Source organism: Silanimonas lenta DSM 16282, from assembly GCF_000429065.1.
GTDB classification, from domain to species: domain Bacteria; phylum Pseudomonadota; class Gammaproteobacteria; order Xanthomonadales; family Xanthomonadaceae; genus Silanimonas; species Silanimonas lenta.
The window spans coordinates 22,949-39,038 of sequence record NZ_AUBD01000009.1; the positions used below are offsets into that span (position 1 = coordinate 22,949).

At 72.2% G+C, this 16,090-nt stretch carries 14 protein-coding genes and 1 tRNA gene; 7 read left to right on the forward strand and 8 right to left on the reverse strand.

All coding sequences use genetic code 11. The annotated features are described in order from the left end of the window. Positions 1-32: 32 nt before the first annotated feature. Genes pdhA through G408_RS0105550 form a run of 4 tightly spaced genes read left to right on the forward strand, consistent with a single transcriptional unit; the run spans position 33 to position 3,592 of the window. Positions 33-1,109: a pyruvate dehydrogenase (acetyl-transferring) E1 component subunit alpha gene (gene pdhA, locus G408_RS0105535; RefSeq protein ID WP_028770292.1), complete on the forward strand. Its 1,077-nt coding sequence runs from the start codon at positions 33-35 to the stop codon at positions 1,107-1,109. Continuing rightward, positions 1,106-2,101 carry an alpha-ketoacid dehydrogenase subunit beta gene (locus tag G408_RS0105540; protein WP_028770293.1) on the forward strand — a complete coding sequence of 332 codons (996 nt, stop codon included), beginning with the start codon at positions 1,106-1,108 and terminating at the stop codon, positions 2,099-2,101. Before pdhA ends, G408_RS0105540 begins: the two co-directional genes overlap by 4 nt. 16 nt (positions 2,102-2,117) lie before the next feature. After that, positions 2,118-3,401, forward strand: a complete 1,284-nt coding sequence (locus G408_RS0105545) for a dihydrolipoamide acetyltransferase family protein (protein ID WP_028770294.1) — start codon at positions 2,118-2,120, stop codon at positions 3,399-3,401. Between the two features lie 8 nt (positions 3,402-3,409). Next, positions 3,410-3,592 carry a hypothetical protein gene (locus tag G408_RS0105550; protein ID WP_028770295.1) on the forward strand — a complete coding sequence of 61 codons (183 nt, stop codon included), beginning with the start codon at positions 3,410-3,412 and terminating at the stop codon, positions 3,590-3,592. A 31-nt stretch (positions 3,593-3,623) separates the two neighbouring features. Here G408_RS0105550 and G408_RS13330 read toward each other — a convergent pair whose 3' ends face one another. The 7 genes from G408_RS13330 to G408_RS0105585 form a co-directional block, all read right to left on the reverse strand. Further along, a complete protein-coding gene (locus tag G408_RS13330) occupies positions 3,624-3,905 on the reverse strand; it encodes a hypothetical protein (protein WP_037412464.1) in 282 nt (93 codons plus the stop codon). 25 nt (positions 3,906-3,930) lie between these two features. After that, positions 3,931-5,259 (reverse strand): tryptophan--tRNA ligase, encoded by a 1,329-nt coding sequence (locus tag G408_RS0105560; RefSeq protein ID WP_028770296.1) that lies wholly within the window; start codon positions 5,257-5,259, stop codon positions 3,931-3,933. Positions 5,260-5,398: 139 nt separating this feature from the next. Continuing rightward, positions 5,399-5,539 (reverse strand): entericidin A/B family lipoprotein, encoded by a 141-nt coding sequence (locus G408_RS15060; RefSeq protein ID WP_084628085.1) that lies wholly within the window; start codon positions 5,537-5,539, stop codon positions 5,399-5,401. 74 nt (positions 5,540-5,613) lie between these two features. Next, a complete protein-coding gene (gene rocF, locus G408_RS0105570) occupies positions 5,614-6,534 on the reverse strand; it encodes an arginase (RefSeq protein WP_028770297.1) in 921 nt (306 codons plus the stop codon). 57 nt (positions 6,535-6,591) lie between these two features. After that, positions 6,592-6,667: transfer RNA gene (locus G408_RS0105575), tRNA-Thr, on the reverse strand. Between the two features lie 52 nt (positions 6,668-6,719). After that, positions 6,720-7,373, reverse strand: coding sequence for an SPOR domain-containing protein (locus G408_RS13335; protein WP_051282658.1), 654 nt, complete (start codon positions 7,371-7,373; stop codon positions 6,720-6,722). Positions 7,374-7,405: 32 nt separating this feature from the next. Continuing rightward, on the reverse strand, positions 7,406-8,719 hold the full coding sequence (locus G408_RS0105585; protein ID WP_028770298.1) for a GntP family permease: 1,314 nt from the start codon (positions 8,717-8,719) through the stop codon (positions 7,406-7,408). Between the two features lie 154 nt (positions 8,720-8,873). Here G408_RS0105585 and G408_RS0105590 point away from each other — a divergent pair, with 154 nt between their 5' ends. The 3 genes from G408_RS0105590 to G408_RS0105600 are packed head-to-tail and all read left to right on the forward strand — an operon-like array spanning position 8,874 to position 15,466. Beyond that, positions 8,874-11,117 (forward strand): TonB-dependent receptor, encoded by a 2,244-nt coding sequence (locus G408_RS0105590; RefSeq protein ID WP_028770299.1) that lies wholly within the window; start codon positions 8,874-8,876, stop codon positions 11,115-11,117. Between the two features lie 10 nt (positions 11,118-11,127). Beyond that, positions 11,128-12,132, forward strand: a complete 1,005-nt coding sequence (locus G408_RS13340) for an extracellular catalytic domain type 2 short-chain-length polyhydroxyalkanoate depolymerase (protein WP_051282659.1) — start codon at positions 11,128-11,130, stop codon at positions 12,130-12,132. Positions 12,133-12,142: 10 nt separating this feature from the next. After that, on the forward strand, positions 12,143-15,466 hold the full coding sequence (locus G408_RS0105600) for a PAS-domain containing protein (RefSeq protein WP_028770300.1): 3,324 nt from the start codon (positions 12,143-12,145) through the stop codon (positions 15,464-15,466). On the opposite strand, the gene G408_RS0105605 is transcribed toward G408_RS0105600, so the two are convergent. Further along, positions 15,426-16,085 carry a response regulator gene (locus tag G408_RS0105605; protein ID WP_028770301.1) on the reverse strand — a complete coding sequence of 220 codons (660 nt, stop codon included), beginning with the start codon at positions 16,083-16,085 and terminating at the stop codon, positions 15,426-15,428. The genes G408_RS0105600 and G408_RS0105605 overlap by 41 nt on opposite strands. Positions 16,086-16,090: the final 5 nt, after the last annotated feature.

Sequence of the window (16,090 nt, forward strand, 5' to 3'; positions counted from 1 at the left end):
TATCAAGCAGGTCCCTTCGGCGGGAGGCGGCGATGCGCACGGCGGCGACCTTCGAGATCGACTACGTCCAGTACCTCGGCGAGGACGGGCGCCTGCTCCGCGAGGACCTGCCCGATTTCGCCCGCGACCCCAAGGTCCTGCTGGCCCTGTTCAAGCAGATGCTGCTGGTGCGCGCCTTCGACACCAAGGCCGTGGCCCTGCAGCGCACCGGCAAGCTCGGCACCTACGCCAGCTGCCTTGGCCACGAGGCCGCGCACATCGGCATCGGCAGCGCCATGCAGATCGACGACGTGCTGGCTCCCAGCTACCGCGAGTACGGCGCCCAGTTCGTGCGCGGGGTGAAGCCACGCGAGGTGCTGCTGTACTGGGGCGGCGACGAGCGCGGCAACCATTTCTCCGGCCCGGCCCACGACTACCCCTGGTGCGTGCCGATCGGCACCCAGTGCCTGCATGCCGCCGGCGCGGCGCTGGCCTTCAAGCTGCGCGACGAACCGCGGGTGGCGGTGGCCTGCGTGGGCGATGGCGGCAGCTCCAAGACCGACACCTATGCCGCCATCAATGCCGCCGGTGCCTACGGCCTGCCCTTCGTGCTCTGCATCATCAACAACCAGTGGGCGATCTCGGTGCCGCGCAAGGCCCAGACCGGCGCCCGCACCCTGGCGCAGAAGGGCCTGGCCGGCGGGCTCGATTGCGTGCAGGTGGACGGCAACGACCTGATCGCCGTGCGCGCCGCCATGGACCATGCCCTGAAGCGCGCCCGCGCCGGGCATGGCGGCAGCGTGCTGGAACTGGTGACCTACCGTCTCTCCGACCACACCACCGCCGATGATGCCCGCCGCTACCGCCCCGACGAGGAGGTGAAGGCGGCCTGGACCCGCGAGCCCCTGGTGCGGATGCGCACCTACCTCACCGGCCTCGGGGTATGGAGCGAGGCCGAGGAACTGGCCTGGCGCGAGGAATGCAACCGCCGCGTGGACGAGGAAGTGAACGCCTACCTCGCCGTGCCGCCGCCCCCGGTGACCGACATGTTCGACCACCTCTACGAGACCCTGCCGCTCGACCTCGCCGCCCAGCGCGAGGACGCCATCGAGTGGGAGGCCCGCCGATGAGCGCCGAGACGACACCCGCGATCACCCTGATCGAGGCCATCACCCAGGCGCTGGCCTACGAGATGACCAACGACCCCAGCGTGCTGGTGCTGGGCGAGGACGTGGGCGTGAACGGCGGCGTGTTCCGCGCCACGGCCGGCCTGCAGCTGCGCTTCGGCATGGACCGGGTGCTCGACACCCCGCTCGACGAGACCACCATCGCCGGGCTCACCGTGGGCCTTGCCACCCAGGGCATGAGGCCGGTGGCCGAAGTGCAGTTCGACGGCTTCGTCTACCCGATGCTCGACCACCTCGTCTGCCATGCCGCGCGCTTCCGCAACCGCACCCGCGGCCGGCTCACCTGCCCGATGGTGCTGCGCGTGCCCTGGGGCGGCGGCATCCGTGCACCGGAACATCATTCCGAAGCCAACGAGGCCATGTTCACCAACGTGCCCGGCCTGCGTGTGGTCATGCCCTCCTCGCCGCAGCGCGCCTATGGCCTGCTGCTCGCTGCCATCCGCGACCCGGACCCGGTGATCTACCTCGAGCCCAAGCGCCTCTACCGCCAGTACAAGGAGGAAGTGCCCGACGACGGCGAGGCCCTGCCGCTCGATGTCTGCTTCGTCCTTCGCGACGGCACCGACGTCACGCTGGTCACCTGGGGCGCGCAGGTGAAGGAGTGCCTGGAGGCCGCCGAACAGCTTGCTGCCGAGGGCATCAGCGCGGAAGTCATCGACGTTGCCACGCTGAAACCGCTCGACTTCGACACCATCCATGAATCGGTGCGCAAGACCGGCCGCTGCGTGATCGTGCACGAGGCCTGCCGCACCGCCGGCTTCGGCGCCGAAATCGCCGCGCGGCTCGCCGAGCACGCCATGTACGACCTCGTCGCCCCGGTCGAGCGCGTGACCGGCTACGACGTGCCGATCCCGCTGTTCCGCCTCGAGATGAAGTACCTGCCCTCGGTCGAGAAGATCGTCGCCGCCGTGCGCCGCACCCTGGCGGTGAGCTGAAAGCCTTGGAGCCCGCATGAGCACGACCCAGCTGTTCCTCCTGCCCGACCTCGGCGAAGGCCTGCCGGATGCCGAGATCGTGGAGTGGCACGTGGCCATCGGCCAGAAGGTGCGTCTCGACGAGCCGCTGGTCTCGATGGAAACCGCCAAGGCCGTGGTGGAGGTGCCTGCGCCCTGCTCCGGCACGCTCCTGCGGGTGGCCGGCAAGCCCGGCGACGTGATCGCCACCGGGGCCTGGCTGGCCGAGTTCGAGATCGACCCCAGCCTGCCGCAGCGCGCCACCGGCCACGACACCGGGCATGGGCATGGCGGTGGGCACGCGCCGGCGCCGGCCGCGCCCACGCCCTCGCCCACGCCGCCACGCGAGGATGCCGGCACCGTGGTGGGCGCCATGCAGGCCTCGGGCGAAGTGCGCCGTGAGGCCGCGGTGGCCATCGGCGGCGTGAAGGCGGTGCCGGCGGTGCGGGCGCTGGCGAAGAAGCTGGGCATCGACCTCGCGCGCGTGGCCCCGAGCGGGGCCGATGGCGTGGTGACCCTGGCCGACGTGAAGCGCGCCGCCGAACGTGGTGAAGCCCCGGCGCCGGCCACGGCGCGGGCCATGCCCCAAGCCTCCGCCACCGCCTCGGCACCGGATCGTGCCGGGCAGCCTGCCGAGGCGGGCTTCGACACCGATGCCCCGATCCGCGGCGTGCGCCGCAACATGGTGCGCAGCATGGCCGCAGCCCATGCCGAGGTGGTGCCCACCACCCTGATGGACGATGCCGACCTGCATGCCTGGGCCCCGGGCGAGGACATCACCGTGCGGCTCGTCCGCGCCCTCGTGGTGGCGAGCGCCGCCGAGCCGGCGATGAATGCCTGGCTCAATGCGAGGGAAGGCACGCTCCGGCGCCATTCGCGGGTGGACGTGGGCATCGCCATCGACCATCCGGACGGCCTCTTCGTCGCCACCCTGCGCGGGGCGGAGCGCATGGACGCGGCGGCGATGCGCGCCGGCATCAGCCGCCTGCGCGATGGCCTCAAGGACCGCTCGCTGCCGCCCGAGACCCTCTCCGGCTACACCATCATGCTGAGCAATTTCGGCAAGTTCGCCGGCAAGTACGCCACCCCCGTCGTGGTGCCGCCCTGCGTCTGCATCGTCGCCGCCGGCCGGCTCTACCACGGCGTGGTGCCGGTGCTGGGCGGCATCGAGACGCATCGCCTGCTGCCGCTCTCGCTCACCTTCGACCACCGCGCCGCCACCGGCGGCGAGGCCGCGCGTTTCCTCAAGGCGATGATCGACGACCTGCAGCGGGCGCGGTGAGGGGGCTCATGCGTCGCACGGCATACATCTGGCTGCTTGCAGCGCTCTACATGGCAGCGACTGCGCACTCCAGCGAGGGCATCGACTACTGGCGACTGGCGACCGCGCTTGTGTTGTTGATCGCCGGCGCGCTGACCCTGAAGAGTTTCAAGCGGCACGCGCCCAGAACCGAAGACCCTTCCGATCGTTGAGGCCGACAAGGCCGGGAATCGCGAAGCGCACCTAGGCTGTTCGCCGCCGCCAGGCCCAGGCCAGTCCCAGGCCCAGCAGGAAGCACTTGTAGGCGATCAGCGACGCGACGATCTCGCGGATGATCGGGTGGTGGCCGGCGGGCTCGACCTGCAGGCCGGCCCACATGCCGAGCACGGACAGGGCGATGGCGCCCGCCAGCGCGGCGATGTCGAAACCGCGGGCGGCGGCGAACGGGGCCGGGGCGCTGCGCCAGTAGATCCAGCCGAGCACGGCGAACCACGGCCCCAGGAGGAGGACGGCGAGGATGCTCATCGCGGCAGTCTGCCCGGGCCGGCGTTCAGGCCGCGTCCCCGGCGAAGGCGGCGAGCGATTCCAGCACCTCGGCAAGCTCGATGCCGTCCTCCAGCCGCCCCACGAGGACGCCCGCGAGGTGCAGGCCCTTCCCCGCTTCGTGCACCAGCGCGGCGCCCTCGGCCTTCAGCCGCGCGACCAGGGCGCCCGCCTCCTTCGGCGAGGCATGGCCCTCGCTCTGCACCAGCACCCGGCCATCGGCATGCACCAGCTTGAAGTAGAAGCGGCCGTCGCTCTCGCGGTACTGCTTGAAGCTCGGCTGCGCGGCCTTCGCGGCCTTGGGCTTCGGGGCATCGACCATCGCGGCGGTGAGCGGGCGCAGGCCCACGGCGGCGCGCAGCTCGCGCAGCAGCGGGGTGGCGATGGCGCGGGCCTTCGCGGCACCCGCCTGCAGCGTGGCTTCGATGTCGGCCGGACGCGCCATCAGCGCTTGGTACTTCTCGCGCATCGGCGCGAGGTGGCCGTCGAGCAGCTCGAACAGCGCCTGCTTGGCCTCGCCCCAGGAAAGCCCACCGCGCAGGGCAGCGTGCATCCCGGCTGCCTGCGCCTCGCTGGCGAAGGCGCGGTACAGCGTGAACAGGTGGCTGGCATCGGGGTCTTTCGGCTCGCCCGGCGCGCGCGAGTCGGTGACGATCGAGGCGATCAGCTTCTTCAGCTGCGCGGGTGGCGCGAACAGCGGAATGGTGTTGTCGTAGCTCTTGCTCATCTTCCGGCCATCGAGGCCGGGCAGCGTGGCCACCTGCTCCTCGATCACCGCCTCCGGCAGCACCAGGTGCTCGCCGTAGAGGTGGTTGAAGCGCTGGCCGAAATCCCGCGCCATCTCGATGTGCTGGATCTGGTCGCGGCCCACCGGCACCTTCTGCGCCCTGAAGGCGAGGATGTCGGCGGCCATCAGCACCGGATAGAGGTAGAGCCCCACGCTCACCCCGGCATCCGGGTCTTCGCCGGCGGCCACATTGGCATCCACCGCCGCCTTGTAGGCATGGGCGCGGTTGAGCAGGCCCTTGCCGGCCACGCAGGCCAGGAACCAGGCGAGTTCCGGGATCTCCGGGATGTCCGACTGGCGGTAGAACCACACCCGGTCGGGATCGAGGCCGCAGGCCAGCCAGGTGGCGGCGATCTCCAGCGTCGAGCGCTGCACGCGCGCCGGATCCTGCGCCTTGATCAGGGCGTGGTAGTCGGCGAGGAAATAGAAGCTCTCGGTGCCGGGCTGGCGGCTGGCGGCGATGGCCGGGCGGATGGCGCCGGCGTAGTTGCCGAGGTGCGGGGTGCCGGAGGTGGTGATGCCGGTGAGGATGCGGACGGGAGCGGTCATGCGGAACGGTCGGGAGCGGGGAAACCGCGTCTGGCGCGGCCCGCGAGTGTAACCCCGGCCGCCCTGCGCCCCCATGCAGCACCCGTGGCACGGGGGCCGGGCCGCCCCCGGCGTCCCCGTGCCACGCGAGGGGGCAGGATCAGCGCTTCGCTTCCTCGGCCTTCTCGGTCATCTTCTCGCCGACCTTCTTCACGTCCTTGCCGAAGCCGGAGACGGTGTTGCAGGCGGTGAGGCTCATCAGCACGAGGGTGGCCAGGGCGAGCAGGCGGAACGGTTTCATGGCGGTCTCCCTTGGGATGGGTGGGCGGAGTCTAGCGCCGCTGCCGTGGAGGCGGCAGCAGGGGACGCCCGCATTCAGTCGCGCATCAGGGTGGACTTGCCGAACAGGCTCTCCACCAGGTCCACGGCGAGGCGGGCGGTCTTGTTCTGCTTGTCGAAGGCGGGGTTGAGCTCGACGATGTCGAGCGAGCCCATGCGCCCGGTGTCGGCGATCATCTCCATCACCAGCTGCGCCTCGCGGTAGTTCGGGCCGCCGGGCACCGTGGTGCCGACGCCGGGGGCGATGCCAGGATCGAGGAAATCGACGTCGAAGCTCACGTGCACGTGGGTCTCGGCATCGATGCCGGCCAGCGCCTCGTCCATCGCCCGCTTCATGCCCACCTCGTCGATGTAGCGCATGTCGTAGATGTCGAGGCCATATTCCTTCACCAGCCGCTTCTCGCCCTCGTCCACCGAGCGGATGCCGATCTGCCGCACCATGTCGGGGCGGATGGCAGGGCAGCTGCCGCCGAGGTGGGTGAGTTCCTTCGGCCCGAGGCCGCAGAGCATGGCCACCGGCATGCCGTGCACGTTGCCGGAGGGCGTGACCTCGGAGGTGTTGAAATCGGCGTGGGCGTCCAGCCAGAGCACGCGCAGCTTCTTGCCCCTGCGGCGACACCAGCGGGCCACGGCGGTGATGCTGCCAAGGCCGAGGCAATGGTCGCCGCCGAGCAGGATGGGCAGGTGCCCGGCCTCCAGCTCGGCCTCCACGGCCTGCATCACCGCGCTGTTCCACTCCACCACCTGGGGCAGGTGGCGGTAGCCCGCCTCTGGCGGCTGCCAGGGGTTCATCGGGCCCGTGAGGTTGCCGCGGTCCAGCACCTCCACGCCGCGGGCCCGCAGGGCCTCGGCGATCCTGGCCACGCGCAGGGCCTCGGGGCCCATCGAGGCGCCGCGGTGGCCGGCGCCGATGTCGGTGGGGGCGCCGATCAGCGCCACGGTCGGGAATCGGCTCATGCTCACTCCAAACCAAAACGCGTCGTCGTTGGGCCGGACGGCGCTCACGGCAGGACGTGGTGCCGACAGTCCGGATCGAACGGACGACCTACCGCTTACAAGGCGGTTGCTCTACCTGCTGAGCTATGCCGGCGCAGGGGCGGCAGTGTAACCCGGCGCCATGGCGGCCCCGAAGCGCCGCGGCTTCAGAAGCAGGGAATGGGGCGGGCCTGCCAGGCGCCGCTGCCCAGCGGCCGGCGCCAGTCGAAGTCCGGGGCCACCGCGATCTCCAGCCACCACTGCGGACGCTCCTCGCTGGCCGCCTCCATCACGGCCTCGATACCGAGCGCCCGCACTTCGGCGAGCCGTGCCTCGGCATTGCGCTGCTCGCGGAACAGGCCCAGCGACACCGTGTTCTCGCCGGGGCCGGCAGTGACCACGTAGTAATCGCGCACCCCCTGGGCGGCGAGCGAGCGGGCGGTGGCCAGGGCCTCGCCGCGGCTGGGCGCGGCGGGGATGAACACCCGCCAGCCACGCGTGCTCTGCACCTGCGCCTCGCGGTACTGCAGCTTGCCCACGCTGCCGCCCAGCGCATCCACGGCGCGGCGCAGGGCCGAGGGGGTGTCGAAGGGCCCCACCGAGAGGCAGACCGGGGTGGCCTCCATGCGGGTCGGGGCCACCGCCAGCTCGGCATCGGCCGGCAGGTCGGCCAGCTCCGCCTCGGCGAGCAGGGTAAGGCCGGGGATGCCGGGCTCGGTGGCCGGCGGCGGCACGGCGCGCGCCGGCGGATGCAGGCCCCACCACAGCGCGGCGGCGAGGTTCAGGCAGAAGAGGATCAGCAGGGCGCCGCGGGCGAGCATCCCGCCAGTCTAGTCGATGCCTGCGCCGGCGCTCACAGCCCGAGGGCGAACAGGCCCAGGCAGAGCAGCAGGCCGAGGCCCGGCACGATCACCGTGAGCGCGCCCACCGGCAGGTAGGCGGCCCGGTGGGTCTCGCCGCAGATGGCGCGGATGGTGGTGACGACGTAGCCGTTGTGCGGCATGGAATCGAGCACGCCGGAGCTGATCGCCACGGCACGGTGCAGCTGCTCGGGATTCACGCCCTGCGCGAGGAAGGCCGGGGCGAGGATGGGCAGGGCGATGGCCTGCCCGCCCGAGGCCGAGCCGGTCATGGCCGCGATCAGGCTGACCGCCAGCGCCGCGGTGGCCACGCCCGAGCCGGGCATGTGGGTCACGGCATCCACTGCCACGGCGAAGGCCGGCGAGAGCTTGGCCACCGCGCCGAACCCCACCACGGCGGCCGTATTGCCGATGGCGACGAGAGCGCCGGTGCTGCCCTCGGCGATGGCCCGACCGGGCTGGCGCAGGGTGCGCAGGCAGAGCAGGCCCACCGCGAGGCAGCCGGCCAGCAGGGCCACGATCAGGGCCGAGACCTGGAAGCGCTCGTGCAGGGCGAAGGACACGCCGAGCACGGCCAGGGTCGGCAGCAGGGCAGCCCAGAGCGGCGGCAGGTCGCTGCGCAGGCCGGCAGGATCGCCGGGCCGCGCCTCGAAGCGTTCGCCGCGCGCCTTGGCCCGCCGCAGCATCCAGCCGAGCCAGAGCTGGCCGCCCACCGCCATGGCGAGCGCCACGAGGAGGCTGGCCTCCCAGGCGGCCCAGGGCGAGGTGCCGAGGTAGGGAATCGGGATCCAGTTCTGGATCTCCGGCGAGCCGGCCGAGGTCATGGTGAAGGTGACCGAACCAAAAGCCAGTGCGGCGGGGATGAAGCGGCGCGGCAGGTCGGCGGCGCGGAACAGGGCGAGCGCGGCCGGATAGACCGAGAAGGCGACCACGAACAGGCTGACACCGCCGTAGGTGAGGATGGCGCAGGCCAGCACCACGGCGAGCGCGGCATGCGAGGGACCGAGGTGGCGCATCACCGCGGCGGCGATGGCATCGGCCGCGCCGCTGTCCTCCATCAGCTTCCCGAAGATGGAGCCGAGCAGGAACATGAAGAACCAGTTGGTGATGAAGCCGGTGAAGCCCGACATGTAGGCGCCCACCAGATTGGGCGCGCCCTCGGCGGCAAGCGGCGGCAGCAGGGCCATGCCGGAGCTCAGCGCCACGATGGCGGCGCACAGCGGCGTGGCCACGAACAGGTTCCAGCCGCGCATGGTGAGCGCGATCAGCAGGGCGAGGGCGGCGGCGAGGCCAAGGGCGCTCAGCATCCTTCGAAGGCTCCGGTGGGGCCGGGGCAGGATGCGCGGCCCGGCACCGGGCACGTGATTGGACCAAGGTACAGGTGCCGCGCGCGCGGGCCGCCCCCTAGTCTGCCTGGCACGCGCCTTACGACTGGCGTCCGCATCCTTTGGGGGAAGACCGATGTTCCGCAGCCGACTCAGTACTGCCATCCACGCCGCGCTGCTTGCCAGCGCCATTGCCGCACCGGCGGCCTTCGCCCAGGCCGAGCCCGCGGAGGGCCCGCAGGCCCGTACCCTCGACGCGGTGACGGTGACCGCCCGCAAGCGCGAGGAAACGCTGCAGGAAGTGCCGGTGGCAGTGACCGCCTTCACCGCCGAGGCCCTGGATCGCCTCGGCACCCGCGACATCGGTGAACTCGGCACCCAGGTGCCGAACCTCACCCTCTACGCCGCCCGTGGTTCGAGCAGCACGCTCACCGCCTACATCCGCGGCATCGGCCAGAGCGACCCGCTCTGGGGCGTCGATCCCGGTGTCGGCCTCTACCTCGACGACGTCTACATCGCCCGTCCGCAGGGCGCCCTGCTCGACGTGTTCGACGTCGAGCGCATCGAGGTGCTGCGCGGCCCGCAGGGCACGCTCTATGGCAAGAACACCATCGGCGGGGCCATCAAGTACATCTCGCGCGGCATCCCGACCCAGACCGAGGGCTTCGTCTCGGCCACGGTGGGCAGCTTCGGCCAGCTCGACCTCAAGGCCGCCATCGGCGGGCCGCTGGTGGAGAACGGCGGCCTGCGCGGCCGCTTCGCGGTAGCGAAGCTGGGCCGCGACGGCTTCGGCGAGAACCTCGTCACCGGCGAGGACGTGAGTGACAAGGACGTGCTGGCCTTCCGCGGCCAGCTCGGCGCCTACGTCAACGACGACCTCGACATCCAGTTCGCCTTCGACCGCGTGGACGACACCAGCGGCGTGCGCGGCGCGCGGATGCTGGAGGCCAACCGTTTCAATGCCCTGTTCCCGGCCTTCGGCAGCTTCCCGCCGCTTTCCGACCGCTACGACGTGCGCAATGGCATGCCGAACAAGAACGACACCCTGGTCGAGGGCGCCTCGGCCACGGTGAACTGGCGCGCTAGCGACAACCTTTCGCTGAAGTACATCCTCGCCAAGCGCCAGTCGGAGACCGAGACCAACATCGACTTCGACACCACCCTGGCGCCGATCGCCGACGTGAAGGCCTTCTACGCCGACGAGCAGGTGAGCCACGAGCTGCAGGCCAACTGGGACGCCGGCGGCCGCAGCCGCGGCGTGGTGGGCCTCTATGCCTTCTCCGGCACTGCCGGCGGCCAGGTGCGGAACAACTTCTTCAACCTCAACTTCGGCGACACCCAGGGCAAGGTGAACACCGACAGCCTGGCCCTGTATGCCGACTGGAGCTTCGATCTCTCCGACCGCGTCTCGCTGGATCTCGGCGCCCGCTACACCGATGAGGACAAGCGCGCCCGGGTACTCAACCGCGGCTACACCGACGCCACCTTCACCGTGCCCAACGGCGTGGTGGCGGCCAACTTCGACAAGAAGATCAACTTCAAGAACCTCTCGCCGAAGATCGCCCTCAACTTCGATGCCAGCGAGAACGTGATGCTCTACGCCCTGGGGGCGCGTGGCTTCAAGTCCGGCGGCTACAACATCCGCGCCCAGGCCACGGCGGTGCCGCGCTCGGCCAATCCCTTCGACGACGAGGTGGTGGACAGCCTCGAGGTGGGCGCCAAGATGGGCCTGCTCGACCAGCGCCTGTTCCTGAACCTCGCCGCCTTCCACAACCGCTACAAGGACATCCAGCTCTCGGTGTTCACCGCCTACGACAGCAATGGCGACGGGGTGGACGACGCCTTCTTCGGCGACTTCACCAATGCCGGCCGGGGCACCATCCGCGGCGTCGAGGTGGAGTACCAGTGGCTGCTGGGCGGCGGCTTCTCGATCAGCGGCAATCTCGCCTGGCTGGATGCGAAGTACGACGAGTTCCGCTTCGCCGGCGTCGACATCGCCAACGAGCAGGAGTTCACCAACGCCCCCGAGTTCTCCGGCGCCCTCAACCTCGAATACCGCACGGCCCTGGCCGGCGGCGGCGAGCTGAGCGCCCGTCTCGGCTGGTACTACCAGAGCGAGGTAGTGGCCACCACCGAGATCCTGCGCTCGGAAGTACCGCCCTTCGGCCGGCCGCCGATCACCCAGGACGGCTACGGCCTGCTGAGCGCCGGCGTGGTCTGGCAGACCGCGGGGGCCTGGAGCTTCTCGCTGCAGGGCAGCAACCTCACGGACAAGGAGTACCTGACCACCGGCTACAACCTCAACCGCGCGCTCGGCGTCTACACCGGCTTCTACGGCCCGCCGCGGCAGATCAGCCTGAGCGCCCGCTACGCGTTCTGAGGCCGGCCCCATGCGTTGCCTCGCCCCTGCGCCGCTCCTGCTGGCGGGCCTGCTCGCCACCGGCTGCGGCGGCGGGGCCGAGCCGCCGCTGCCGGCGCTGCGCATCGACACGCAGCGCGTGGCGGTGGCGGGCCTGTCCTCCGGGGCCTACATGGCCACCCAGGTGCATGTCGCGCTGAACACCCACATCCACGGGGCCGCGCTGTTCGCCGGCGGCCCCTACGGCTGCGCGAAAGGCGCGCTGGAAACGGCGCTCGGCCCCTGCATGCTCGCCGAGCCGGCCGGCCCGGACCTCGATGCCCTTGCCCGCGAAGCAGAGGCGAGGGCCCGGGACGGCCGCATCGATCCTGTCGCGGCCTTCGCCGGCGACCGCGTCTTCCTCTTCCATGGCCGCCTCGACCGCACGGTGAACCCGGCGCTGTCACGGGCCAGCGCCGCGCTCTACCGCCGGCTCGGCGGCGACTCGATCACGCTCACCCTCATCGACGATCAGCCGGTGGGCCATGCCCTGCCTACGCAGGACACCGGCAGTCCCTGCGAGGCCTCTGAAAGCCCCTGGCTCGCCCGCTGCGGCATCGACGGCGCGGGACTCGCGATGCAGGCCCTGTTCGGCGAGGCGGAACGCCCGCCCGCGGCAGCCGGCGGCCGGCTCTCGCGTTTCGATCAGCGGCCGCTTCTGCCCTCCGGGGCGAAGGGCCTCGCGGACACCGGCTACCTCTACGTGCCCACGGCCTGCGAGGCCGGAGGCTGCGGCCTCGTCGTCGTCTTCCACGGCTGCCAGCAGGACGCCGGATCGGTGGGCGAAGCCTTCGTGCGCGAGGCCGGCTTCAACCGCTGGGCCGACGCGCTGGGGCTCGTGGTCGTCTATCCTCAGGCGCGATCGAGCTACGTGCCGCTGAATCCGAACGCATGCTGGGACTGGTGGGGCTACGGCGGCAGCGACTACGACACCCGCGCGGGCGGGCAGGTGGCCTTCGTGGCCGCCCTGATCGACCGCCTCGCCGCTGCCGACTGAAGGCCGTGCCATGCTGAGCCCCTGGGTCGTGCTCGCCGCGGCCCTGCTCTGGCTGGGCCTGCTGTTCGGCGCGGCGCTCTGGGGCGAACGCCATCCCGAGGCCTTCTCGCGGCGCTGGGGCGTGGTGTTCGCGCTCTCGCTGGCGGTGTACTGCACCAGCTGGACCTTCTTCGGCACCGTGCAGCAGGCCCGCGATTCCGGCTGGCCGCTGCCGCCCACCTTCCTCGGCACCCTGCTGCTCTACGCCCTTGCCTTCCCGCTGCTGCTGCGGGTGTTCCGGCTGGCGCGCGAGCTCAACAGCACCTCGCTGGCCGACTTCATCGCCACCCGCCTCGGCCGCAGCTCGGCGCTGGCGGCCACGGTCACCGCCATCGCGGTGGCCGGCATGGTTCCCTATCTCGCCCTGCAGCTGAAGGCGGTGGCGATGAGCCATGGCCTCGTCACCCGCGGCAGCGATCTTGCCGCCCCGCCGGGGCAGGATGGCGCGCTCTACGCGGCGGTCGCGCTGGGCGCCTTCGCCATGCTCTTCGGCACCCGGCGTGCCTCGGCCATCGAGCACAACCGAGGTCTGGTGCTGGCGATGGCGGCGGAGTCCCTGCTGAAGCTGGCCGCCATGCTCGGCCTCGGGCTGTGGCTGCTGCTGCGCCCCGGCGGTTTGCCGGAAGCACCGCTGCCGCCGGTCGAGGGCGGCACCGCCGGCTTCCCCGCCCTGGTGCTGCTCGGCGCGCTGGCCATGTTCACCCTGCCGCACCAGTTCCACGTCGGCTTCGTCGAGGGCCGCGAGGAGCGCCACCTGCACACCGCACGCTGGCTGTTCCCGCTCTACCTCGTGCTGATCGCCCTGCCGGTGCTGCCGCTCGCCATCGCCGGCGAGGCGGCGCTCGGCGCGCTGGGCGTACCGGCCGACCTCTACGTGCTCGCCCTGCCGCTCTCGGAAGGCGCCGAGGGCATGGCGCTGCTCGCCTTCCTCGGCGGGCTCTCGGCCGCCACCGGCATGCTGATCCTCGCCACCCTCACCCTGAGCGTGATGATCGGCAACCACTGGCTCACGCCGCTGCGCCTGCGCGGCGGCTGGCGGGCCGGCGAGGGCGACCTGCGCGGCGCGGTGGTGCGCCAGCGCCGCTTCGGCATCGCCGTGCTGCTGGCGGCCGCCTGGGCCTACAGCCGCATGCTGGGCGAGAACGAGGCCCTCGCCGACATCGGCGCGCTCTCCTTCTCCGCCATCGCCACCCTCGCCCCGGCCCTGGGCTTCGCGCTGTGGCGCCCGCACACCCCGGCCTGGGCGGTGCTGGCCGGGCTGGTGGCGGGCTTCCTCGCCTGGGCCTGGGTGCTGCTGCCGGGCGTGGCCGCGGCCTACGGCGCCGATACGGCCTGGACCGAAGCGCCGCTGGGCCTGGCCTGGCTGGCGCCCGAAGGCTTCCTCGGCCTCTCGGGCTGGAGCCCGCTGGCCCGGGCCGTGGCCGCCAGCCTGCTCATCGGCAGCCTGCTCCCCCTGCTGCTCTCGCAGTGGCGCAGCAATGAAGCGGGGCCACGCGGCGGCGCGCTCGACGTGGCCGCCGTGCGCCGGCTTGCCGCACGCTTCCTGGCCCCGGAGCGCCTCGACCTGGCACTGGCCGGGGCGCCGGCCAGCGGCCCCCTGCCCACCGCCCCGCTGCAGCGGGTGGAGCGCGAGCTGGCGGCGGTGGTGGGCGCCTCCTCGGCCCGCCTGTTGCTGGATGCCCTGCGCGAGGGCGGCGGGCCGGCGCCGGAACAGGTGGCCGCCCTCGTCGACGAGGCCACGCAGGGGCTGCGCTTCAACCAGCGCCTGCTGGAAGTGGCGCTGGAACACATGCGCCAGGGCATCAGCGTGGTCGATGCCGAGCTGCGCCTCGTGGTCTGGAACCGCCGCTACCGCGAGATCTTCGACTACCCCGAGGGCCTGCTGCAGGTGGGCATGCCGGTGGCCCGGCTGGTCGAATACAACCTGCGCCGCGGCCTGGCCGGCGAGCTCGACCTCGCCCGCGGCCTCGAGCAGCGCCTCGCCCACATGCGCGCCGGCACGCCCTACCTGAGCGAGCGGCGCATCGGCGGGGCGGTGATCGAGATCCGCGGCGAACCGATGCCGGGCGGCGGCTTCGTGGCCACCTTCACCGACGTGAGCCTGTTCCGCGCCAGCGAGGAGGCCCTGCGCCGCGATGCCGAGACCCTGGAGGCGCGGGTGGACGAGCGCACCCGCGAGCTCACGGCGGCGAAGGCCGAGGCCGAGCGCGCCCACCAGGCCAAGACCCGCTTCCTCGCCGCGGTGAGCCACGACCTCACCCAGCCCCTGCATGCCGCCCGCCTGCTGGTGGATGCGCTGGCACGGCAGGAGGAGGCCCGGCCGGTGGCGCCGCAGGTGGCGCAGGTGGCCGGGGCGCTGGCCTCGGCGGAGGAGCTGCTCGGCGGCCTGCTCGACATCTCCCGCCTCGATGCCGGCGGCCTGCGCGCCGCACCGCGCCCGGTGGCCCTGGGCCCGCTGCTGGAGGGCCTCGCCCGCGAGGCCGGGGTGCTGGCCGCGGCCAAGGGCCTGCGCCTGCGCTGCCGCCCCACCGGTGCCTGGGTGATGGCCGACCCGCAGCTGCTGCGCCGCGTGCTGCAGAACTTCCTCGCCAATGCCGTGCGCTACACCCGGCAGGGCGGCGTGCTGCTCGGCGTGCGCCGGCGCGGGCCGGATGGGCTCGCCATCGAAGTCTGCGATACCGGCCCCGGCATCCCGCCGGCGCAGCAGCGCGCGGTATTCGAGGAGTTCCGCCGCCTGCAGCGTGGCGGCGAGGGACTGGGCCTCGGGCTCGCCATCGCCGACCGCCTCGCCCGCCTGATGGAAGCCCCGCTGGAGCTGCGCTCGCGCGAAGGCCGCGGCAGCGTGTTCGCCCTGGTGCTGCCGCGGGTGGCACCGCAGTCCCTGCCCGAGACCGCACCGCCGCCCGAACCGGAGCCCGGCGGGACGCTGGCCCTGCGCGTGCTGGTGGTGGACAACGAGCCCGGCGTGCTCGAGGCCACCCGCCACCTGCTGCAGGGCTGGGGCGCCGAGGTGCGTGCCGCCGCCACGCCCGAGGCCGCGCTGGCGCTGGCCGGGGAGTTCGCGCCGCAGGCCTGGCTACTCGATTTCCACCTCGACGACGGCGCCACCGGCGATGCCCTGCACCGCCGCCTCGCCGCGCGTTTCCCGGAAAGCCTCGGCATCCTCATCACCGCCGACCACAGCGAAACGGTGCGCGAGGCCATCCTCGCCGCCGGCGCCCTCGCGCTCACCAAACCGCTGCGGCCACTGCGCCTCAGGAGCCTGCTGGCGCGGGCTCTCCCGACAGCGCACTGAGCAGCACGCCGGCCTGGGTGCGGTTGCGCACCCCGAGCTTCTCGAACACCACCGTGAGGTGCGCCTTCACCGTGCGTTCCTGGATGCCGAGCTCGTCGGCGATCTGCTTGTTGAGCCGGCCCTCGGCCACCCGCTGCAGCACCTTGAGCTGCTGCGGCGAGAGGCTGGCGAGCCTCGCCGCCAGCGAATCAGCCTCGGCATCGCGCGGGGTGCGCGCCAGCAGCTCGCGCAGGGCCTCCGGCATCCAGCGCTGGCCGGCCAGCAGGGCCGAGAGCCCGGCCTGCAGTTCGGCGGGCGTGGCGTGCTTGGTGAGGTAGCCGCAGGCGCCCATGGCGAAGGCCCGGCGCACCGTGCCCGGGTCGTCGCGGCCGGAGAGGATGGCCACCGCCACGCCGGGATGGCTGGCGCGCAGCTCGCCCAGGGCGAGCAGGCCGTGGGTGCCGGGCAACTGCAGGTCGAGCAGCACGAGCTCGGTCTCCGGCGCCGCCGCCAGCCGGGCATGGGCCTCGGCAAGATCGCCGGCCTCGTCCACGCGGGCCCCGGGCAGGGCATCGGCGATGGTCTGGCGCAGGGCCAGCCGGTAGAGCGGGTGGTCGTCGACGATCAGCAGTTGGTGCATGGGCA